Below are 23,230 nucleotides of genomic sequence, written 5' to 3'. Positions count from 1 at the left end.
TAAATCAGTTTAATCTGCGTCATCTGTGCGCCATTTACCTCGCCCTACTATTCTCTGACTGCTCAATTTCAGTTTTTTTATAATTTGTCTTTTTAGAGTTTCCGAAACTATACGTTGCAATTAGTTTAAAATAGTTTGTGGTATAAGTTCGGTGATAATAAATTTGAGTTTGCCCGACTTCATAATCACCGGAAACCATGAACTTGTGAAAGATATCATTTGCGGTAAAATTTAGTTTTAAGGCATCTTTAAAAAAATTTCTTTCGATTCCTAAAGTTACTGTTGAGCGTGCATTTTCACTTCGTAATCCGTAACTTTTATCTCCTAAATACCACGCTAATAATTGCACTTTAAAAAGATCCGGAATTGTAAATGTATTATTCGAATATAAATAGATTTGCGGCTTAACCGGACCCAACGCATATTCATAAAAATTATCGATCGATTTACTTAAACTCATGCTTACGGTATTAGTCGAAGTCCACCATTTGACATTGAAAGATCTTGAAAGCGAAGTAAAAAAAGTATGTTCTTTCTCAATGTTTAAAGATCTTAAAATATAACTGTTTGGCGTATCGCCTCGCAAAGCAGCGCCAGAAATAGGATCAATTTTATAAGTATAACCTATTTTAAAATCAAATTTCTTGTACATTGTTCCAATTTCAAAAGCGTGCACTTTTTCAGGAAGCAAATTTGGGTTTCCTTCAATTGTCGTAAACGGATCCTGATAAATAACATACGGATTCAAAGCCTGATATCTTGGTCGCGTAATTCTGGAAACATAAGATAAATGCCCTTTCCAATCTTCAGAAAAATCAAAATTTAAAAGCAGGTTTGGAAAAAAGTTACCATAGCTTTTTCCGAATTTCTGAATTCCGTTTGCATTTGTATACAAATCATAATTAGTTCTTTCTGCCCTTGCTCCTATTGAAAAATTGACTTTTTCACCCCATGTACTTCCAAAAGTAAAATAGGCCGCAGCAATTTTTTCATTGTATTTAAAATCACTTGAAAGTTCGTCATCCGGTTCAAAAATTATATCATCGGCATTGGCGATTAAAAAATCTGTTCCTGATTTTATGGTGGCGTAACTGTATTTTGCACCCATTTCGAGTTTGGTATTTTCTTTTATTTTCTTCGAATAATCGGCTTGAGCAGCGACAATATTTATAGTACTTCCCACATTATTTTTCAGATATTTTTGAATGTTGCTTTCATCAACCAAACTGTTTTCTTCGATAAAATCTCTTATCGTTCCGTTGTAATTGGAATATTGCGTTCCTATAAACAACGACGAACCTTTTGGATCCGTTATTATATTATAATTCAGGTTTACAAATTGATTCAGCAAAACATCATTTTTAGCAATATCGGTAGCATAAAAACTGTTTCCGGTATTATTTGTAATTGAATTTCTGCTTTCTACAACTCCGCCCAAATCTTCAATATTCCCGCTGTAAGCCAATGAAACATAACTTTTTTCAGAGAAAGTATACTGCAGACCAAATCCAAAATTCGAATAATTATTATATTCCCTTCTCCAGTCTGTTGTTAAAACGGATCTCATATATTCATCAGGATTTGGGCGCGTTCTTGTGGTGTACAATAATTCTCGACCTTTGCCTAATTGCAAACCATAATTGGTTATAAAAGAGAATTTTCCTTTTGAATAATTAAAATCAAGAAGTGTATTCGTGCTTTTTCCGGCAAATTTTGAAACGGTAACATGCTGACTTGCTGATCCCATTATCCCGTTTTCGATATTTTGTTTGGTAATAATATTGACTACCGCTTTTCCTTCGGCATCATATTTTGAAGACGGATTTGAAATCACTTCAATTTTGGCAATCTGTGAAACCGGAATTGCGGCAAAACGTTCGTAATTAATCAGGATTCCATTTAGGTAAATAATCGCTTCGCCTTTTCCCAGAACGCTGATTTGTCCTTCGGCAACAACAACATTTGGAACACGGCTCAATAATTCGTTTACAGAACTGCTTGTTGCGAGAACTGTTCCCTTAACATTGACATCGATTGTTCCGTTTGCACCATATTTTAATAATGACGGATTGCTTTTTACCACAACTTCATTTAACTGATTATGATCTTGATCCTTTACTATAGAATCCAGAGCAGACTCTGGTAATGTTGTTTTTTCTATTAGTTTATCCTCTTCAACATAGGATTTATCCCGATTATTTTTTACGACTTGTGCTTTTACTTCGATTGATGAAAAAATCAGGCAATAAATAGAAATAACAACAACAATAAGAAATTTCATAAACTTTAAAGATTAGCGGTTTGACTTTATTTGAAACAAAAGTCATCTGAAAATCTGTGAATAAGGTTTTAGAAAGCGAAATCAGGAGTACGGATTTATAAATTGATACTCCTTTTACGGCTGTAAAGCCTGAATTTGGTAATTTAAAGGTGTGGTTCCGGTATGTTTTTTAAAGGCAGCGAAGAATGTAGATTTAGAATTAAAACCTACATCATAACCAACCGATTCTAAAGTTAGTTTATCGTTTGAAGTAATAATTTCGCAGGCATTATTGATTCTGAATTCGTTTACGAAACTGGTAAAATTCTTTCCTAAATTATTGTTTAAAAATTGCGACAATTGATAACTTGGAATTTTTATTTCTTCAGATAAATCTTTTAAACTCAAATGCGGATTTTTGTATAATGCTTTTTCGTTCATTATTTTTTCCAGTTTTTGAGACAAAATGAAAGCTTCTTCTTCATTCAATTTTTTTTCTTTTTGAATATTGAGCAAAAACAAATCATCAGTTCTTGTTCGGTGCAAAAGAACTAAAATTATCAGGTATAAAATAAAAGTAAATGCTAACGCTCCGGTAATACAGGAAACAAACGGAACTCTCACAAATCCTAAAAAGTAGGATATAAATACTAAAGCAATTCCCAGAAAAATTGTTCCAAACCATCTTTCTGACGGAAGTGTGTTTTGGTAATTCTGAATTATTTTCTCCAATAATAATCTGATTTCAAAACCTGAAATAAAAATATAAGTAAACCATTGAAGGAAAATAAAAGCCACAAAATAATCATTCCATAAAACGGGATAATTTTGGTATGGAAATACAAAACCAATTATCAAAATAGTCAAAATCCAAATAGCTAAATGCGATTTCCATCTTACCGAAATTGTATTCTGAATTCCTGATTTTAAAGTAAAATATAAAAGCGGCCCGATTAATAAACCCGCCGAAAGACCAATTTGCAAATAGCTTTTCTGCAGATTATTATTGAAATATACAAAAACGGTAACGGCAATTCTAGTGCTTAAGGCGAATAAAAGTGCACCAAGAAATAAATTAGAAAGGTATTTTTTCTTTGTAAAAAACAAAAAGTACAGACTCAGAATAAATCCGTTGAAAGCGCCTAGAGCTCCAAAAAAGAATAATATTTCTTTACCTAAACTCATATTTAAGTTTGTAATGCCTGAAGCTGATAATTGAGCGGCGTTGTTCCGGTATGTTTTTTAAAAGCGGCGAAAAATGTAGATTTTGAATTAAAACCCACATCGTAACCCACAGATTCTAATGTCAGTTTATCTTTTGAAGTGATTATTCTACAAGCTTCGTTGATTCTGAATTCGTTTACAAAACTGGTAAAATTCTTTCCGAGATTGTTATTTAAAAATTGCGATAATTGATGGCTCGAAATATTAATTTCTTTGGACAAATCCTGCAGGTTTAAATTCGGATTTTTATACAAACTTTTGTCGTTCATTATATTTTCTAACTTTTCAGAAATAATAATGGCTTCCGCCGAATCTATTTTTTTACCTGAAATTTTCTGGGCATTCAGTAAAAACAAATCGTCGGTTTTTTTTCGGTATAAAAGAATGGAAATTATCAAATATAAAATAAACGAAAAAACAACGGCTCCGCTTATATAGGTTGCACCCGGAGCGCCCATAATGGCTAAAAAGTAAAAAAGAAACAATAAAAAATTTCCAAGAAAAAGCATTCCAAACCACATTTCAGATGGCGTTGTTTTTTCTTTTGTACTGCCTATTTTCTTTATAATACCACTAATTGTAAAGGCTGATAAAACGATATAAACAAACCATTGAAAGTAAATGATTTTTATAAAATAACCTCTCCAAAGTTCGGGATAGTATTCATAAGGATATAAAATTCCGGCAGCAACAATTATGGTTCCCCAAAACAGCAGAATAAATTTCCATGATTTTGGCATTACATTGATTTCTTCAACTGCTGATTTTAGGAAATAATACAAACAAGGACCAATAAAAAAACAGGCTGTTAACCCAAACTGCAAATACATTTTGGGAAGTTCGGGATGAAAATAAACAAATACAGATTTGGCAATCCTGATACTTAAAGCAAACAAAAGTGCGCCAAGGAAATAATTGGTCAGGTATTTTTTCTTGGTAAAAAAGAAAAAATAAATCCCAAGAATTACTCCGTTGAAAGCTCCCAAAGCACTAAAAAAGAATAAAAGTTCTTTGCCAGTATCCATATTTTAAATTCGTTATATACTGAACAAAGCTAAAAAAAAGATTGATGTGTGATAAGAATTCTACTTCAAATTATAATTAAATATCATATATACAATGAGAGATTGAGCTCAAAATCAGCTGGTTTCCCAATAAATAAAAGCCTCGCAATTTCTTGATTATATATACTACTTTTGAATTTTTAGAGTTAAAATGTTTATGTTGAAAAAATTACTGTTTTTTGCGGTACTGTTTTGGTATTCCGGGCTTATGGCGCAGGATACGGAATCGCTGTACAAAACAAAAAAAGTAATTGCTGTAAAAGACACAATTTATCTTGAAAAATTCAGCATAAACTCCAGCTTTTTTGAAATTTTAAACAGTAAAAATGAACCAATTGATTCGAGTTTTTACAAAATTGATTTTCAAAAAGGAACGCTTCTTTTAAATGAAAAATTCACTTCAGTTTCGGATACTTTAATTGTCAATTATCTCAATTATCCTGATTTTCTAACGAAAGAATATGGTCTTTACAAAGACAGTCAGGTTGTAAGCAATGATGTTGGAACTCAAAAATTATACAAAATTGACAATGCCAATGCTAAAAAAGTGACGCCTTTTGATGGTTTAAATACTTCCGGAAGTATTACCCGCGGCGTTACGATTGGAAATAATCAAAGTACGGTTTTAAATTCTAATCTGGATTTACAGATTACGGGAAAAATCTCAGATAAAGTAAGTTTGCGGGCTTCACTTCAGGATAATAATATTCCGCTTCAGGATGGCGGTTATTCCCAAAAACTGGATCAGTTTGATAATATTTTTATGGAACTTTTTACGGATGACTGGAACATTCGGGCGGGAGATGTTTTTCTGGAGAATCGGAAAACACAATTCCTGAGTTTCAATAAAAAAGTTCAGGGACTTTCTGCCAGTTTTGATTTTGATACAGAAAAAAGTAAAACCAATGTTTTTGCTTCGGTTTCGTTTGTAAAAGGGCAATATGCCAAAAGTACTTTTACGGGTCAGGAAGTAAATCAGGGACCGTATAAATTAAAAGGCCAAAATGGCGAATTGTATGTTTTGGTTATTTCCGGTTCTGAGCGTGTTTATGTAAACGGTGTTTTGCTCAAACGAGGCGAAAACAATGATTATGTTATTGATTATAATGCGGGCGAAATTGTTTTTACTTCGCTTTTTCCTATTACTTCTGAAATGAGAATTAATGTTGAATATCAATATTCTGAACGAAATTATAACCGATTAGTTACCTACGCTGGAGCAACAACTGAAAACAAAAACTGGAGTTTTGGCGGTTATTTGTATTCTGAAAATGATTTGAAAAATCAGCCTTTACAACAAAATCTTTCTACAGAACAAGTTCAGATTTTAGGTCAGGCGGGCGACGATCCAAGTAAAATGACAGCGCCTTCTGCTTATGAAGATAAATATGCCGACAATAAAATATTGTATAAAAAAACGATTGTAAACGGGGTTGAAGTTTATGAATATTCCAACAATTCTGCCGATGTTTTGTACAATGTAAAGTTCAGTCTTGTTGGCAATAATCTGGGGAATTATATTATTCAGAATACAAATTCTGTCGAAAGAATTTACGAATATGTTTCGCCTGTTGGCGGTATTCCGCAGGGAAATTACGAACCTATTGTTCAGCTTGTTGCGCCTATGAAAATTCAGGTTGCGACTTTTTTAGGAAAATACAATCCTGATGAAAAAACGCTTGTCGATTTTGAAATTGCCATGAGTAATAACGATAAAAATTTATTCTCCGGAATTGACGATTCTGACAATGAAGGAATTGCTTTTAAAACGAATATTAAAAAACGTCTTTTTACCAGAGACTGGACTCTGGACGGTTTTGCGAATTATCAATTTGTGCAGAAAGATTTTAGATCAGTCGAGCGTTTGTATAATATTGAGTTTAACCGAGACTGGAATTTAAATTCGACACTTTTAGGCAATCAGAGTTTATTGGTTACGGGCGTTAATTTTGATTTATTTGCTAAGAAAGAAACGTCAAATATTGGTTTGTTTACCTATCAATTTGAGAAATTAGATTTTACCGAAAGCTATTCAGGAACGCGCCATACAACAACGGCTTTATTTAAATTGAAGCAATGGACGATTCAAAATCAGGGTAGTTTTTTAAATTCTGATGCGACGGCTTCGACTTCAAAATTTATCAGAAACCAAACCCGGGCAAAATATCATTTTGGTAAAAACTGGATTGGCGGAAGTTTACAGCTTGAAGATAATCAGGAAAAAGATAAAGTTACGAATCAGTTTTCGGCTTTAAGCCAAAGGTTTTCTGAATACGGTGTTTTTGTTGGACGCGGCGACAGTACAAAGGTTTTTGTTGAATTAGGTTATTTACAGCGTAGAAACGATAGTTTGCAAAATGGGCTTTTACAGCATGTAAACAATTCGCAGACGTACTTTTTAAAGTCAAAATTAATTCAGAATAAAACGACTGATTTAGCGGTTTACGCCAGTTATCGAAATCTTGATTTTACAGATTCGAGCAGAAAAAATGAGCCTTCGCTAAATTCGAGAATTTTGTATAACGACCGATTTTTTAATCAGTTTATGCAGATTGGAACGGCTTACGAAACAAGTTCGGGAACTATTGCTCAGCAGGAATTTACATATGTTGAAGTTCCAACGGGACAAGGCGTTTATACCTGGAACGATTATAACGGAAATGGAATTCAGGAATTGGAAGAATTCGAAATTGCTGCTTTTCCGGATCAGGCGAAATATATTCGAATCTTTCTCCCGAATCAGATTTACATTAAAACGAATCAGAATAAATTTTCGCAATCGGTTATTTTGAATCCGCTGCAATGGCAGAATGAAAAGGGCTGGAAAAAACTGCTTTCTTATTTCTATAATCAGACTTCGTTTATTATGGACCGCAAAGTGCGAAGCAATGGCGATCGTTTAGAATTGAACCCGTTTTATTCTTCAGAGGAAAATATTCTGGGTTTAAATTCCAGTTTCAGGAATAGTTTGTTTTACAATCGCGGTAAGCAAAAACATTCTGTTACGTATTCTTACCTTATTAATAATGGTAAAAATTTGCTTTCTATTGGTTCTCAAAATGTCAAAAACAGTTCGCATCAATTGCAGTATACGCATTTGTACCAAAAAAGCTGGCTGTTTAATTTGTTTACCAAAACGATAAAAACAGATTTGATTTCGGAGGATTTTGTCGAAAAGAATTATGATTTAAAAGGCTATCAGGTGGCGCCAAAAATCAGTTATTTGTTTTCTAAAAATACAAGTCTGGATTTCTTTTATGAGTTTCAAAACAAAGAAAACAAAATTGGAAATCAGGAGAGTTTAGTCCAAAACCGACTTGGAACTTCATTTTCTTTTGCGGGTGAAAAGAAAGTAACGGTAAATGGTGAGTTTTCTTTTTATGAAAATAAGTTTACGGGAAATGAGTTTTCTTCTGTTGGTTTTCAAATGCTGGAAGGATTACAGGCGGGTCAGAATTTAGTCTGGAAATTGCTTTTGCAAAAAAATATTACTTCTTTTTTAGATGTTAATCTAAATTATCAGGGACGTAAAAGCGAGACTGGAAATACGATACATACTGGAAATGTTCAGCTTCGTGCTTATTTTTAACACTTTACGAAAAACATAAGAATTAATTGCTTAATTTTAAATGAAATTTAAACTCTAAACCACCATGAAAAAATTATTATTACTTTGTTTTATAGTAGTTTTATCTACTAATTTCTACGCGCAGGAAACAACTAAAGACACTAAGGCGAAAACAGAGGCTAAGGCTAAAAAAGCAAAATCTGATGCTGACAAAGCAAAAGCCGATGCTAAAAAAGAAGCCACTAAAGCTAAAAAAGAAGCATCAAAAGCTACTGACGCATCTGCGAAAGCGGAAAAAGATGCGGCAGCCAAAACTAAAGCAGCGGCAGACAAAGAAGCTGCAAAAGCTAAAAAGGAAGCAGCAAGTGCAAAATCTGACGCAGCTAAAGCAAAAAAAGCTTCTGATAAAGCTGAAGGTGCAAAAACTGACGCCAAAAAAGCAAAAGCCGATGCTGACGCAGCAAGTAAATCTGCTAAGAAAGATGCCGCAGCAGCTAAAAAGACAGCCACAAAAACTGTAAAAGAAACCAATGAAAAAGCTCCAAAAACACCGGATAAGGTTACTGGAGAATACAATGGTAAAAAAGTGTACACTGGTCCAAAAGGTGGAAAATACTATATTAACAAAAACGGAAACAAAACTTATATTCAGGATTAAGAAAAGATACTAAGATGCTGAGTTGCTAAGTTTCTAAGATACTGATACAAGACTTGAAGCCGAACTTACGTTCGGCTTTTTTATTTACTGAGAAAAAACTTAGAACCTTAGTATCTCAGTACCTTAGCAACTTAACATATAAGTAACTTTGTTTTTTGTATTGGTGTATTTTCTTCTTCTTTTTAACGAAAAATAAAGCCTGAGGATGCCTGTAGAGTTAATAATTTAGTAATGTGTGCGAAATAACATAAAAAACATATTTATCTATCTTCGTTTTTTAAAAGCGTTAAAAACTATGAGCATTGATTATTCTGCTAACAAAACTATATTAGTTGCTCCGTTAAATTGGGGACTTGGGCATGCCACTAGATGTATCCCTATAATTAAGGCGCTTCAAGAAAATAATTATATTCCGATTATTGCTTCTGACGGTGTTGCGCTGGCTTTATTACGAAAGGAATTTCCATACATTCAAACTCTGGAGCTGCCTTCTTATCATATTGAATATGCTAAGAATGGTAAAAACTTTAAATGGAAGCTGATTAAAAATCTTCCAAAAATGATTACGGCCATTTTAGATGAAAAGAAAATGGTGAACGGCTGGATTAAAAAACATGGTATTGACGGAATTATTTCTGATAACCGACTGGGTGTTTTCAGCAAAAAAGTACCTTCTGTTTTTATGACACATCAGTTGAATGTAATGACAGGAAACACAACTTGGTTTACGAGTAAATGTCATCAGCATTTTATAAAAAAGCATACAGAATGCTGGGTTCCAGATTCTAATGATAAAGTGAATCTTACGGGAGATTTAGGACATCTTAAAACAGATGAACTGAACCTGCGATATATTGGTCCTTTGAGCAGAATGAAGAAAAAGGAAACGCCAAAAATTTATGACTTGATGATTATTTTATCAGGGCCTGAACCTCAGCGTACTTTTCTGGATGAAAAACTGCAAAAAGAAGCTGCTAAATTTAATGGAAAGGTTGTTTTTGTACAGGGAATTGTTGAGAAAACCCAGGAAAAATGGGAAGCAGGAAATGTTACCTATTATAATTTCATGAACTCAAAACAACTGGAACAAACTTTTAACGAAAGTGAAATTGTACTTTGCCGTTCTGGTTATACCACTGTTATGGATTTGGCTAAATTAGGAATGAAAGCTTTTTTTATTCCTACGCCGGGACAGTATGAACAGGAATATCTGGCGGTAAAACTTCAGGAAGAAAATCTTGTCCCGTATGCAATGCAAGACGACTTTACGATTGAAGATTTATCAAAAGTAAAGTCGTTTAAAGGTTTGTCCCAATTTAAAAATGAAATAGACTGGGACTTATTATTTAGTGTTTTTGAAGATCATCTTTAGAAAAAGAAAAGATTATAAAATCTGTGTAAATCCGCGATTTTGCAAAAGCAAATCCGTTTAATCTCTGTCTAATTTTCGACGCAGATTAAACGGATTCAATATCGTGAAAACGCGGATTGACACGGAATTTTATTTGTTAGAAGTTGAACTGCGCTTGTAATCGCAATACATTTCCTTGTTGTCTGTTTATTGGAAGCGCGCTGTCTTCAAAAGTTCTGTCGGCGATTACATATTCTGCCGTTAATTCAAAAGCTTTAATTGGCTGCCATTCGACACCAAATTCGTAATCTCTTACGACATAACTTCTGGCATCTTTTTCATATTTTTTTCCTCCGTCATAATATTGAAATTTGGCGAAAGGATAAATATGCTGTTTTTTAATGTCCCATTTATAGTTTAATAAAACATAACCTCCGTTTAAATCTGTTTCGTCTACATGATTGGTTAATGTATTATAACGCGGACCTCTTCCTATATTATATTCTGTCTGGATTCCGAATGGTTTTGGATATAAAACAAAAGTTGCCCCAAGTCTTTGGTCTTTCACATATTGCGGATCATTAACTGTTACACCATTAGAAATTTCTCCGGTAAAAGCCCATTTCCCTGTGTAAGCCTGAATTCCAGGTTCGATAATCTGATTTCCAATTACGAATGGATATGTTACTCTGGCCACCACATTTAAATCTCTGTTTCCGTCTATTTTATTAGCAATTTGTCCATTATAAACTCCTAAAGCAAATACACCAAAATCACCAGAACCTTTATATCCGTCTTTAACCAGCATGGCAAAACGCTCTCTAATTTCGGCCGGTGCCCAGTAAAAGAAGATTCCTAAATCACGCTCATTTGCTATTGAACTGTTTATGGCATCTGCACGATCAAGCGTTAAACGCTGTGAACTTGACTGCATGTTTTCAAATCCGTATGGAATTTTACTCTGTCCAACACGAACGCGGTATTCTTTTTTCTTATCAAAAGAAAGGTCAAAATATAAATCTCTAATTTGAACGAAATTCTGAATTCCCGTACTTGGTGAACTCGCAAAATCAGGTTGAAAATAGAAAAATACATTTGGATGAACCTGTCCTGAAAACACTAAACGTGCACGGCGAATAAAAAGTCCGTTATTTGCTTTTGCGTCTGGAGCAGTTGAAGTTGTTCCCCAGGATTTATCGCATTGTTCGCAGGAAACTTTATCATTTGTAGAGAAAAGTCCGTTGTATCTAATTTGAGCATAACCTCTTAAAGAGATTCTGTCGTACCAGTGTTCTTCAACTCCTCCTCCAGATTTAGTTTCCGGAAGTTTTGCTTTGTTGATGGAATCTAAAATACGAAGTACTTCATTTTTTACTTCTTGTTTGTTTATTTCCTGTGCATTTGCAGCACAAGTAATCAGCATTAAAACGGCTAATATTTTTCTTTTTATCATTAGTTCTTTAATTCCCTTAATTTCAGGATGCAAAGATGACTCACCTATGTTAAGAAATCATTAACCAGATGTTACTATAATAAAAATTTAATGTTATCGACTAAAATCGTATGTTTATTTATTGTTAAAACCTTTGTTTTAGGGCTTCCAGCAAAAATGAACTTACGATTTTTTAACGTCGGCTTTTTGTATTTTGAATGCTTTTTCGAGCGTAAAAGAGAATTCTGAACCAATTCCGAACTCACTTTCTACATAAACTTTCTCTTTATGTGCTTCAATAATATGCTTTACTATTGCTAAACCTAAACCAGAACCTCCTTCAGAACGTGTTCCGCTTTTGTCAACTCGGTAAAAACGTTCAAAAAGCCTCGGAATGTTTTGTTTTTCAACTCCTTCTCCGTTATCACTTATACGAATTAAGACTTTTTTCTTGGTTAGGTTTACAACGCCAACTTCGGTTAAACCGCCTTCTTTTCCGTATTTAATGGAGTTCACAATCAGGTTTTCTAAAACTTGCTGAATTCTGTCCTGATCACCGCGAATAATTACCGACTGAACATTTTTGCTTTCAAAAGCCAGTTTGATTTTCTTTTTATCGGCTTTCATTTCTAATAAATCAAAAACATTCTGAATCAGCTCAACAATGTCAAAATCAGTCATATTTAAATCTAAATCACCAGATTCTAATTTGGTAATCATATCTAAATCTTCAACTATATATATAAGACGCTCTACTCCTTTTTCGGCACGTTTTAAATATTTTTTTCGAATATTCTTATCGTCCATTGCACCGTCAAGCAAAGTCGAAACATAGCCCTGAACGGTAAATAATGGTGTTTTTAATTCATGTGAAACGTTACCCAGAAATTCCCTGCGGTATTGTTCACGAATTTCGAGCATTTCGATTTCGAGCTTTTTATCGGTTGCAAACTTTTTCACTTCTCGCGAAAGTGTTTCCATATCGGTTGTAATGGGCTGGTTGATTAGTGTTGTGGATTCTAATAACGAAACCTCATCGTATATTTTCTTTACTCTTCGATAAATAAAACGTTCTACACGATATTGTAAAACCAAAAAGGAGAATATATAAATGGATATTATGAAAATAATTCCAAATGCAATTTGATGTTTTAACTGATTTTTATATAATAACGACATCAAAATCAGTACAAATCCTGTCGAGAAAAGACTGATGTACAATGCCGATTTTATGGCAAATTTGTATGTTTTTTTAAAATTAATTTTCATTGATATATTTAAAATATAAAACCATTAAGAGCTTATTCTTTTCACCATATAAGTTATATAAGTTCATTTAAAAATAAGCTTATTTCTTTGGGTTACAAAACAATGTAAAAAAGTAAATCTTTGCCAAAGTTCAGAACTTTGACAAAGATAAATTTTAACACAAAAGTATTTGCACTATAATTTAATTGAACTTATATAACTTATATGGTTCAAATTTATATAGAATTTTTAAACTTCAAATTTATAACCAACACCTTTTATGGTTTTAAAAAGGTCTTCTCCTATTTTTTCACGCAGTTTTCTGATGTGAACATCAATTGTTCTTCCTCCTACTACTACTTCATTTCCCCAAACTTTATCAAGGATTTCATCTCTTTTGAAAACTTTTCCTGGTTTTGAAGCTAATAAATAAAATAATTCGAATTCTTTTCTTGGTAAAGCAATTTCGACATTGCCTTTTATGATTTTATATTCTTCGCGGTTAATCTCGATTCCTCCAACATTTATAGTATCTGTAACGACTTCTTGTTCTTTTAACCTTCTTAACAAAGCCTTTACTTTAGACACTAATAATTTTGGTTTGATTGGCTTTGTAATATAGTCGTCAGCACCTGCGTCAAAACCAGCTACTTGCGAATAATCTTCGCTTCTTGCGGTAAGAAATGTTATGATAACATTATTTAACTCAGGAATTTTTCTGATGTGCTCACAAGCTTCCATCCCGTCCATTTCTGCCATCATCACGTCCATGATAATTAATTCCGGCAATTCTTTCTGAGCCTTTGCTATAGCGTCTTTTCCGTTAGAAGCTGTAACAATCTGGTAGCCTTCCTGAGCGAGGTTATAGCCAACGATTTCTAAAATGTCCGGTTCGTCGTCAACTAATAAAATCTTAGTTTGTGTTTTTTTCATAAATAGCAAAAATTGAGATTTTTACATCAAATATTCTTATTTATTTATCCGATGTTTTTTATTTCACAGGGTAAATATACTAACAAATGAACGGTTAAAAATTGGTGTTAACCGTAATTTAATCTGGTAACAATTTCATAATCTTAACAACACAAAAACATAACAAGTCCGTAACATGAACTTTACAGGGCGGTTCTTTCTTTGCACAAAAATAAATTAAACACAACACACTAATGAAATTCAATTTAAGATTTCTATTTATTGCATTATTTATCTGTACGATTTCGATCGCGCAAAACAAAGGTACGATTTCTGGAGTTCTGACTGACAAAGAAGCGAACAATGCATCGTTACCTTTTGCTAATGTTTTAATTAAAGGTACAAATATTAGCGCAAACACTGACATCGACGGAAAATATTCGTTGAATGTAAATCCTGGAAACTATACTATCGTTTTTAGTTTTGTAGGATATGAAACAAAAGAAGCTCCAGTTACTGTAAAAGCAGGCGAAACTGTAGTTATAAATCAAGTACTTTCTTCTGGAAGTTTTACTCTTAAAGATGTTGTTGTAAAGTCTACAGCAAACAAAGAAAAAGAAACTGCTCTTTTACTAGACCAAAAAAATGCTGTTGTCATCAAACAAAGTATTGGTGCACAGGAAATGTCTAGAAAAGGTGTAAGTGATGTTGAAGAGGGTTTAACTAAAATTACCGGAATTAGTAAAGTAGGATCAAGAGGTTTATTTGTACGTGGTCTTGAAGACAGATACAACAACTTATTGATTAATGATCTTGCCGCTCCATCAAACAGTCCGTTTTCTAAAATCGTTCCGCTTGACTTGTTTCCAACAAACATTGTAGGTGTAATTGATGTTTACAAAACTTTTAACCCAAATGTTTATGGTGATTTTGCAGGAGGAACATTTAATATTCAAACTTCAAAAGCAACAAAAAGTGTTACTAAAATCAATGTTGGCGTTGGATATGTAACCGGAAACAGCCTGAAAGATTTCTTACTTTCAAGCGATGCAGATACTGCTGCAGGATTTTTTGGATTTAACGGAAAAGACAGGGAAATACCAAGCTTTTTAGGCCCAACCGCTTCAAAAGCATCTTTTACAAAAGAACAGGCTTTAAATTCTGTGAGCGGTGATAAAGGTTTTAATGTGAGCAAAAGTAAAAGCCCTTTAAACTCAAGTTTTAATTTATTGCACTCAGAAAAATTTGATTTAAGCAATGAGCGTTCTTTCGCATACTTATTATCTATTAACTACGATAATAGCTACGCAGTTAGAGAAGGTGTTGACAGAACTTTAGATTTACAAACAACTGGGTCAAAATATACTAACAATTTTGTTATAACTGATTACCGTTTTAAAACTACTACATCAGCATTGTTAGGACTAAATTACAACGCAAACAGATTTAAACTAGCATTCAATACGCTTTACATTAAAACTACCTTGAACGAAATCAAAGATCAATTTGGTCAAGCTGGCGGTACTGCTATTCAAAACACATTTATTCGTACGAATCAATTAGACAAAAGTGATTATTTAAACTTCCAATTATTAGGTGAATATAATTTGACTGAAGATAAAAATCAAACTTTGAAAGCAGGTGTTTCTTACGCAGATACTAAATTTGAGCAACCTGACAGAAAGTTTTTTACAGGACAAAAAACAGATGATGAGATAAACACTACGTATGGCGCTAATAACTTTTTACGCCAATACTTAACTATAGACGGAAATTCATTTGTATCAGCAATGGCTGAATACAACCTTAAGTTTGGAAAAGACGGAAAGCAAAACAAATTAACAGTGGGTTACAATGGTAATGCTTCACAAATGGAATCTTCGTACCGATTTGTTTCAAGCCGAGGTAATGCATTCACATCAAATATAAACAGTATTAATGATCATATCGTAAGTGACCTTCAAGCTGATAACGGGACTTCTTTTGAAGAAAATTCTAACTCAACCTGGAAAGTAAAACTTGCCGAAACGTCAAATGCAGGTTATACAAATTTACTTTTGAAATTTGGAGATAAGTATGAAGTTAATGCTGGTGTGAGAGTTGAAAGCACAACTAAAGAAACTAAATATAGAGGATTAGGAAATTTTGATGCTCCATTTAGCATCCGTAAATATGACAACATGTATATTTTACCTTCATTGAATATTAAATATTTAATGAATGAAAAATCAAACTTACGTTTTGCTGCAAGTAAGACATATACAAAACCGGTAATTATGGAATCGTTTCCAATTACATACCAAAATGCTGACGGAACTTCAGTACAAGGAAATCCAATATTAAAAAACAGCGACAACTACAATGTTGATTTAAAATATGAATTGTTCCCAACTGCAAAAGAAATGTTTACTATAGGTGCATTTGCAAAATACCTGGATAATCCAATTGAAAGAACTTTTGTTTCTAACGCTACTACAGGAACTGTTACAACATTCTTAAATTCTGACAATGCAACTTTATATGGAGCTGAAGCTGAATTCCTTTTTGGATTAAACAGAATTAGTGAAGATCTTTCAGCATTCTCATTTGGTTTAAATGCAACTTTAATGGCTACTAAAGTAAATGTAAGCCCTACATACGAGTCTGTAGATGAAGATGGAATCCCGACTACTAACACATCAATTGAAACACATAAAGGTTCGAGAGATTTACAAGGTGCATCAAACTGGTTAGTAAACTCAGATTTGAAATATGAATTCAACTTAGGGAAAGACTGGACAAACACAATGTCTCTTGTTTATGGTGTATTTGGAAAAAGAATTTATGCAGTAGGAACAAATGGTCAGGACCATACTTATGAATTACCAGTTTCACAATTAGATCTTGTTTGGTCAAGTAAAATTTCAGAACATTTTGATGTGAAATTTACAGCAGACAACTTATTGAATCCGGAAAGAAAATTAGAATTCGGAAACGAAGGAACTATAAAAGTTGCTGAACCATCTTTACTAGCTAACAGCTACAAAAAAGGAGTTGGTTTCTCTGTAAAACTAGGATATACTTTTTAGTCCACATTAAAATAAATATAAAAACGAAGCTCCAGATATCTGGAGCTTTTTTTTTATGCATAAACCTAAAACTGGCTTAACATTCTCTTCACGTTTTAATTCAATTTTGGTAACTGTAATGTAATGTTCAGATAACACCTGAAAAAGATTATCGTTCTAATTTTGACACAAATAAAAACACATAATAACACAACTATGAAAACTAAACTTTTTGCTTTAGCTCTTGCTACAGGATTATTTTTAAATTCTTGCTCAAGTAGTGATGATCCAACTCCTGTTACTCCACCTGCAACTGGCGAAATCACAGGTACATTCACTGCAAACAAAACCTATGCTTACGGTAACTACACTTTAAAAGGTATTGTAAAAATTAATTCAGGTGTAACTGTAACTTTTGAAGCAGGTTCAACAATTACTATCGATAAAGCTACAGGAGACAACGCATTAGTTGTTTTAAAAGGCGGAAAATTAATCACTCAAGGTACTGCTGATAAACCAGTAGTATTTACAGAAAAATCTAAACTTCCAGGTTCTTGGGGAGGTATCATCGTTTACGGTGACGCTCCTGCAAAAGTAGCTGGTGGAGGAACTACTGGTACATCTGAAGATGGTAACAAAATTTCTTACGGTGGAACTAACGCAGCTGACAATAGTGGTTCATTAGTATACACAAGAGTAGAATATGCTGGATCTAAATTAGCTGATGGAGAAAAAGAAAACAACGGTTTTACTTTCTATTCAGTAGGTTCAGGAACAACTTTAGATCACTTAGTATCTTACAAAGGTGCTGATGACGGATTCGAATTCTTCGGTGGAACTGTAAGCATGACAAATGCTATTTCTTACGGAAACTATGATGATTCATTTGACTGGCAAGATGGATGGCAAGGTTCTACTAATACTAACTGGTATGCTTACCAAACTGGTAAAGGTAACTACGGAATGGAAATCGAAGCTTCTTTAAATGACAATGCTTTCGGACCAAAAATTTCTAACATTACTTTAAAAAGAGCAGCTGGTAACGTTCCAGAAGCTAATGACAATCAAGTTGATGCTTTCCAATTTAAAAGAGAAGGTAACGGAGAATACAGCAACATTATCATTGATGGTTACGGTAACTATACAACTACTGATGGAAAAACTACTTACAAAGGTAGCGCTGTTAGCATTTTAGATGGTGTAACAAACGATCACCAAGTAAAAACAGGAAAAATCAAACTTTTGAATGTTAAAATTACTAACACAACAAACATCAACCCAATTGGAGCTACTGACGCTATAGTTGTTGCTTTCCCAACAGGAGCTTTCGTACCTAGCAATACTGCTACTGGTGCTTCTTTAACTGCTGGTGCTTGGGCAACAGTTGACGGAGTTGATTTGACTAAATAATAGTTAGAAAAAATAAAATGTTAAAAACATCCTAAATTATTAGGATGTTTTTTTTTGGCGTAGTTTTTGTATTTTTTTTTGTATATTTACTTACATAAATAAATGCGATGGCAAAAAACTACTTTTATATTACATTCTTATTGGCTTTTTTCTTTACTGTAAGTGTCTCGGCACAAGACAGTAAGCAATTACCAAAAACTCAAGACGCTGCGGGCATTGAGGGACTAAGCTTGTACCCTAACCCAGTTACCAGCGGAAGAGTATATATTTCTTCTAAAAATGATCTGGAGAAAGAAATAATCGTTTTTGATATACTAGGTAAAAAAGTACTGCAGACGCATTTAGCTTCCAGAGAACTTAGCGTTGCAGATTTAGTTCCAGGCGTTTATATCATAAAAATAAGCGAACAAAACGCCTCTTCAACCCGAAAACTTATTATTCGATAAATATAAAAAAGCTCCTTTTTGGGAGCTTTTTTCGTTTTCAGTCCCAGTCGCAGTTTTCAGCGTTTCGTAAAACTGAAAACTGCGACTGAAAACTGCGACTGAAAACCGAAAAACAATATCTTTGCACAAAAAAGAAGTTTTGATTACAGCCAGCGATATATTTACGATTTCAAGCCATAAACAATTTGAAAAAACAGCATTAAAAGTCTTTCGCTTTCAATATGCTAACAATACAGTATATCGTGATTTCTGTGATTTTTTAAAGACCGATGTGCAGCAGGTAAAATCATTACAGCAAATTCCTTTTTTACCCATTCAGTTTTTCAAAAGCCACGATGTGGTTTCTAACGAAAATCCTGCTCAGGTTACTTTTACAAGCAGCGGTACAACCGGAATGATCACCAGCCGACATTTAGTGACCGATGTTTCCCTATATGAGGAAAGTTACCGCAAGGGATTTTCTCAATTTTACGGCAATATCGAAGATTATGTTGTTTTAGCCCTTTTGCCGTCATATTTAGAGCGTGAGGGATCTTCGCTTATTTATATGGTCGAAGACTTGATAAATCTATCCAATCAACCTGAGAGTGGCTTTTATTTACACAATCACGACGACTTAATTAAAAAGTTAACTGAATTAGACGAAGCAGGTCAAAATGTAATTTTAATTGGCGTTACATATGCCTTATTAGATTTGATCGAAAAACATCAGTTCAACCTTCAAAATACCATTATTATGGAAACCGGAGGAATGAAAGGAAAACGCAAGGAAATGATTCGTGAAGAACTTCACGAAATACTTTGCAAAGGTTTTGGTGTTTCTTCTATTCACTCAGAATACGGAATGACAGAACTATTAGCTCAAGCTTATTCTCTTGGTGAAGGCGTTTTTGAATGTCCGTCATGGATGCATATTTTAGTACGCGATCCCGAAGATGCCCTCACTTATGTAAACGACGGAAAAACGGGTGGAATAAACGTAATTGACTTAGCCAACATCAATTCATGTTCTTTTATTGCCACACAGGATTTAGGCAAAAAAAATCCCAACAACTCTTTCGAAGTTTTGGGACGTTTTGATAATTCTGATATTCGTGGTTGCAACTTAATGGTTTTATAAATTGGTTAGTCGCTGATTTGTTTAATCGGTTAATCGAATCAAGGATTAAACAGTTAAACAAAAAACTAATTTTCTTCTACCAAACCGATACTTTCTATTCCTTCTTTTTTAGATAATTCCTTTTCTTTTTCGCCTTTGCTTTCTAAATATTTATAAACACCATAACAGCCTAAGCCTCCTAAAAGCGCAAAAAAGAAATCTAAACCAGAACCATAGCTGCTTTCATCATCCATCGCATCAAGCCCATTTATAACTCCAATTGCAATTACATACACAATAGCAGACAGAAAAGTAATTCCGTAATATGATCCTAATCCAATAAAGAAATACTTCCACTTGTTCTTATCATATTCAATTGCCAAATTGCTAAACGCTTTCCAAATCCAGTAAATAAATATAAATCCAATCATAAATTTTGTTTTTAGATGATAAACATACTAAAAATATTATTTGATATTAATCTGAAATAAAAAATCCCAATAACTCTTTCGAACTATTGGGATCTATATAATTATATTTTAACCTAAGAAACCGGTTAAATCATTAAACTACTCTAATTACATAATAATTTCTTCTTCCGCTTTGAACTAATACAAATTGATTATTAATCAAATCATTTGTACTCAAAACAAAATCTTCTTTAATTTTCTCTCTGTTTACAGAAATTGAATTAGCCGTTAAAGCTCTTCTCGCCTCTCCGTTTGATTTAAAGAAACCCGTTTTTTCGTTTAAAACTGAGATAATATCCAATCCGTTTTCTAAATCTGCTTTTGCAATTTCAGCTTGCGGAACTCCATCAAAAACTTCTAAAAAAGTCGCTTCATCTAATTGTTTTAAATCTTCGGCAGTAGAATTTCCAAATAAAATATTCGAAGCCTGAATTGCTTTTTCTAATTCTTCTTTGCTATGAACAAAAATCGTAATTTCTTCCGCCAGTTTCTTCTGCAAAATTCTTAAATGCGGTGCCGCTTGATGCTCTGCAATTAAACCATCAATAGTTTCTTTATCTAAGAAAGTAAAGATTTTGATATATTTCTCTGCATCAACATCTGTAGCATTTACCCAAAATTGGTAAAATTTGTAAACAGAAGTTTTATCAGCATCTAACCAAACATTTCCACCTTCAGATTTACCGAATTTAGATCCGTCAGCTTTTGTAATTAATGGCGTTGTTAATGCAAAAGCTTTTGCGCTTTCTCCACCCATTCTGCGTACTAATTCTGTACCCGTGGTAATATTTCCCCATTGGTCAGAACCTCCCATTTGCAAAAGGCAGTTATTGTTTTTATATAAATGATAAAAATCGTATCCCTGAATTAATTGATAAGTAAACTCTGTGAAAGACATTCCTTCACCTTCTCCGTTAATTCTCTTTTTAACAGAATCCTTCGCCATCATATAATTTACCGTAATACGTTTTCCAACTTCACGGGCAAAATCAATAAACGAGAATTCTTTCATCCAGTCATAGTTATTAACCATAATTGGAGCGTTTGCTTCTTTTGAATTAAAGTCTAAGAAACGAGACAGAACACTTTTGATTCCGGCAACATTTTTAGCCAAAGTTTCTTCGTTCAACAAATTTCTTTCGTCAGATTTTCCAGAAGGATCACCAATCATTCCGGTCGCGCCGCCCACAAGAGCAATTGGCTGATGACCAAAATTCTTTAAATGAACCAATAAAATAATCTGAACCATACTGCCTATGTGCAGCGAATCTGCCGTTGGATCAAAACCAATATATGCCGCCGTTACCTCTTTTAGCAATTGTTCTTCCGTTCCTGGCATGCTATCATGGTATAAACCGCGCCACTTTAATTCTTCAACTAGATTCTTCATTTTTAAAATATTTTGCGCAAATATAATCAATGGTAATGGCAATATCAAAAACTTATGCCACTAAGGCACAAAGGCGCAAATATTATTAAAAAACAAAAAAACTTTGCGCCTTTGTGCCTTTGTGGCAAAAACCAAAAAACTTATCTTTACAAAATGGTATTAGTAACTGGCGGAACAGGTTTAGTGGGTTCACATTTATTGCTTCATTTAATTGAAAATGGAGAAAATGTTCGGGCTATTTACCGAACCGAAAGCAATATTCAAAAAACAAAATCGGTTTTTGAATTGTATCAAAAAGCTGATTTATTTGAAAAAATAGAATGGCTTGAAGCCGATATTTTAGACGTTCCTTCTCTGGAAATTGCTTTTAATGCTATTGATTACGTTTATCATTGTGCCGCATTTATTTCTTTTGATCCAACAGATGAAGAAATACTCCGAAAAACCAATATTGAAGGAACAGCCAATATGGTTAATTTTTCTCTTGCCAGAGGAATAAAGAAATTCTGTTTTGTGAGTTCTATTGCCGCTCTTGGCGATTTAGCTCCTCATGAAACTTACATTACCGAGGAAACCGACTGGAATCCGGAAAAACCGCACAGCGACTACGCCATTTCTAAATATGGTGCCGAAATGGAAGTCTGGCGTGCGCATCAGGAAGGTTTAGATGTAATTATCGTAAATCCGGGCGTTATTTTAGGCCCAATTCCCAAAACAAAAAGTAAACAGCAGGGAAGTGCAGAATTGTATGTAAAAGTTGCAAACGGACTTCCTTTTTATACACTCGGGAGTACTGGTTTTATTTCGATTGATGATGTTGTAAAGACAATGTATCAATTAATGAAAAGTGACATCAAAAACGAACGTTTTACTTTAATTACGGACAATGTTATTTTTAAGGATATTCTGGACACCATTGCCGATGCTTTAAAAGTTAAAAAACCACATCTTCATGCAAAACCCTTTTTAATGAATTTCCTTTGGATTGCTGACGGAATATTTTCGACTTTATTTTTTCAAAAAAGAACTATTACAAAAGCTACCGCAAAAGCATCTTATTCTAAAAATCTGTATTCTAATGAAAAAATAAAAACCGCTCTGGGAACGGTTTTTTTAGATGTACATCAATACATAAAAGATATTTCGAAGTTATAAACTTTATCTTCTAGGTGGTTTTTTCATCTGTCGTCTTATCGAATCGAGATTTATTTGTTGCTTTGAAGTTTTTTTGATTGAATCCTTTGAAGTTTTTGGAACTTCTTTAAGTTTCTTTTTTGCTTCTTTCGCTGCTTTTTTATTTTCAATAGTAACAAGAGAATCTGCTGCTCTCTCGGCTACCTTCAATCGCTTGCCTACTTCATCAAACATCTCCTTGTAGTTCTCATAATCTGCAGCATAATACATATTATTTTGAGCAAACTGAAGACTGTCAACTTTATATTTTTTTAAAATGAATTTTGTTGGGCTCGTTTCTGTAGAATCTAACAATTCCTGATGTTGGTATTTCATTGCTTCCAGAAGAGACAAATCATACATAATATCAATCATTTTATCTTTCTCAATAAGTTTTGCAGGCTGTTTTACAACGTCCTTTTTACAACTTACAGAAAGAAACAAAACCAATAGTATTACTAAACAATTCTTCATTTCA

At 33.5% G+C, this 23,230-nt stretch carries 17 protein-coding genes; 8 read left to right on the top strand and 9 right to left on the bottom strand.

Features of this window, described 5'->3' with window-relative positions:
• Positions 1-34: 34 nt before the first annotated feature.
• The 3 genes from J2Y38_RS16100 to J2Y38_RS16090 all read right to left on the bottom strand — a co-directional run bounded on the left by J2Y38_RS16100 (position 35) and on the right by J2Y38_RS16090 (position 4,509).
• Positions 35-2,281, bottom strand: a complete 2,247-nt coding sequence (locus J2Y38_RS16100; RefSeq protein WP_309844437.1) for a TonB-dependent receptor domain-containing protein — start codon at positions 2,279-2,281, stop codon at positions 35-37.
• A gap of 114 nt (positions 2,282-2,395) precedes the next feature.
• Entirely contained in the window at positions 2,396-3,445 is a 1,050-nt protein-coding gene (locus tag J2Y38_RS16095; RefSeq protein ID WP_309844436.1) for a helix-turn-helix domain-containing protein, read from the bottom strand.
• 2 nt (positions 3,446-3,447) lie between these two features.
• Entirely contained in the window at positions 3,448-4,509 is a 1,062-nt protein-coding gene (locus J2Y38_RS16090) for a helix-turn-helix domain-containing protein (protein WP_309844435.1), read from the bottom strand.
• A 196-nt stretch (positions 4,510-4,705) separates the two neighbouring features.
• On the opposite strand from J2Y38_RS16090, the gene J2Y38_RS16085 reads away from it, so the two are divergent.
• From J2Y38_RS16085 to J2Y38_RS16075, 3 genes are all read left to right on the top strand, one after another.
• Entirely contained in the window at positions 4,706-8,137 is a 3,432-nt protein-coding gene (locus tag J2Y38_RS16085; RefSeq protein ID WP_309844434.1) for a hypothetical protein, read from the top strand.
• Between the two features lie 64 nt (positions 8,138-8,201).
• The gene (locus J2Y38_RS16080) at positions 8,202-8,774 is read left to right on the top strand and encodes a hypothetical protein (RefSeq protein WP_309844433.1); all 573 of its coding nucleotides are present in this window, start codon (positions 8,202-8,204) and stop codon (positions 8,772-8,774) included.
• A 295-nt stretch (positions 8,775-9,069) separates the two neighbouring features.
• Complete coding sequence (locus J2Y38_RS16075) at positions 9,070-10,146, top strand: glycosyltransferase (protein WP_309844431.1); 1,077 nt, start codon at positions 9,070-9,072, stop codon at positions 10,144-10,146.
• 136 nt (positions 10,147-10,282) lie between these two features.
• On the opposite strand, the gene J2Y38_RS16070 is transcribed toward J2Y38_RS16075, so the two are convergent.
• The 3 genes from J2Y38_RS16070 to J2Y38_RS16060 all read right to left on the bottom strand — a co-directional run bounded on the left by J2Y38_RS16070 (position 10,283) and on the right by J2Y38_RS16060 (position 13,738).
• Complete coding sequence (locus J2Y38_RS16070; protein ID WP_309844430.1) at positions 10,283-11,578, bottom strand: porin; 1,296 nt, start codon at positions 11,576-11,578, stop codon at positions 10,283-10,285.
• Between the two features lie 162 nt (positions 11,579-11,740).
• Complete coding sequence (locus tag J2Y38_RS16065) at positions 11,741-12,826, bottom strand: ATP-binding protein (protein ID WP_309844428.1); 1,086 nt, start codon at positions 12,824-12,826, stop codon at positions 11,741-11,743.
• A 228-nt stretch (positions 12,827-13,054) separates the two neighbouring features.
• Entirely contained in the window at positions 13,055-13,738 is a 684-nt protein-coding gene (locus tag J2Y38_RS16060; RefSeq protein WP_012022635.1) for a response regulator transcription factor, read from the bottom strand.
• Positions 13,739-13,971: 233 nt separating this feature from the next.
• Between J2Y38_RS16060 and J2Y38_RS16055 the strand changes: the two genes are divergently transcribed.
• The 4 genes from J2Y38_RS16055 to J2Y38_RS16040 all read left to right on the top strand — a co-directional run bounded on the left by J2Y38_RS16055 (position 13,972) and on the right by J2Y38_RS16040 (position 19,740).
• Complete coding sequence (locus tag J2Y38_RS16055) at positions 13,972-16,785, top strand: TonB-dependent receptor domain-containing protein (protein ID WP_309844426.1); 2,814 nt, start codon at positions 13,972-13,974, stop codon at positions 16,783-16,785.
• Between the two features lie 195 nt (positions 16,786-16,980).
• Positions 16,981-18,174: a hypothetical protein gene (locus J2Y38_RS16050; RefSeq protein ID WP_309844425.1), complete on the top strand. Its 1,194-nt coding sequence runs from the start codon at positions 16,981-16,983 to the stop codon at positions 18,172-18,174.
• A gap of 107 nt (positions 18,175-18,281) precedes the next feature.
• Positions 18,282-18,620, top strand: a complete 339-nt coding sequence (locus J2Y38_RS16045) for a T9SS type A sorting domain-containing protein (RefSeq protein WP_056208428.1) — start codon at positions 18,282-18,284, stop codon at positions 18,618-18,620.
• An 85-nt stretch (positions 18,621-18,705) separates the two neighbouring features.
• Positions 18,706-19,740, top strand: coding sequence for an acyl transferase (locus J2Y38_RS16040; RefSeq protein ID WP_409025146.1), 1,035 nt, complete (start codon positions 18,706-18,708; stop codon positions 19,738-19,740).
• A 65-nt stretch (positions 19,741-19,805) separates the two neighbouring features.
• Here the strand turns inward: J2Y38_RS16040 and J2Y38_RS16035 are convergent, their stop codons facing one another.
• On the bottom strand, positions 19,806-20,150 hold the full coding sequence (locus J2Y38_RS16035) for a hypothetical protein (RefSeq protein ID WP_309844420.1): 345 nt from the start codon (positions 20,148-20,150) through the stop codon (positions 19,806-19,808).
• Positions 20,151-20,283: 133 nt separating this feature from the next.
• Positions 20,284-21,579 (bottom strand): tyrosine--tRNA ligase, encoded by a 1,296-nt coding sequence (gene tyrS / locus J2Y38_RS16030; protein WP_309844418.1) that lies wholly within the window; start codon positions 21,577-21,579, stop codon positions 20,284-20,286.
• 153 nt (positions 21,580-21,732) lie between these two features.
• Here tyrS and J2Y38_RS16025 point away from each other — a divergent pair, with 153 nt between their 5' ends.
• Positions 21,733-22,734, top strand: coding sequence for an NAD-dependent epimerase/dehydratase family protein (locus tag J2Y38_RS16025; RefSeq protein WP_309844416.1), 1,002 nt, complete (start codon positions 21,733-21,735; stop codon positions 22,732-22,734).
• A 3-nt stretch (positions 22,735-22,737) separates the two neighbouring features.
• Here J2Y38_RS16025 and J2Y38_RS16020 read toward each other — a convergent pair whose 3' ends face one another.
• Entirely contained in the window at positions 22,738-23,226 is a 489-nt protein-coding gene (locus tag J2Y38_RS16020; RefSeq protein ID WP_309844413.1) for a DUF4296 domain-containing protein, read from the bottom strand.
• Between the last annotated feature and the right edge of the window lie 4 nt (positions 23,227-23,230).

The organism is Flavobacterium sp. 2755 (assembly GCF_031455715.1).
Classification (GTDB): Bacteria; Bacteroidota; Bacteroidia; order Flavobacteriales; family Flavobacteriaceae; genus Flavobacterium.
This window is presented reverse-complemented; position numbering and strand designations above follow the sequence as displayed.